Annotated in this window: 1 protein-coding gene; it reads right to left on the bottom strand. The window is 45.4% G+C overall.

Translation table 11 applies throughout. From position 1 onward, the window contains the following. Positions 1 to 302: glycine--tRNA ligase subunit beta (locus ACNQ0T_RS23765; RefSeq protein WP_417930450.1), on the bottom strand; the 302-nt coding region annotated here is incomplete at both ends.

Genomic DNA, 302 nt, shown 5'->3' on the forward strand with positions numbered 1-302 from the left:
CTTTGAGTGTCTGTGAATTCAAAGACCATGTTGGTCATCAAGTCACATTTAGCCAGTAAGCCTGCACGGGTTGCGTGATTTACATCCGCACCAATCTTACTCGCAATCCAACCTGCTAACGCTTCTAAGCGATCGGTTTTATCACGCAGAGTACCTAGCTGTTGCTGGAACAGAACAGTTTCTAAACGTGGTAAGTTATCTTCTAAGCGCTGCTTACGGTCAGTTTTGAAGAAGAATTCCGCATCTGCTAAACGCGGGCGAACGACTTTTTCGTTACCGGAGATAATTTGCTGAGGATCTGA

This window comes from Enterobacter cloacae complex sp.6700776 (assembly GCF_048284255.1).
In the GTDB taxonomy this organism is placed as follows: Bacteria; Pseudomonadota; Gammaproteobacteria; order Enterobacterales; family Enterobacteriaceae; genus Enterobacter; species Enterobacter intestinihominis.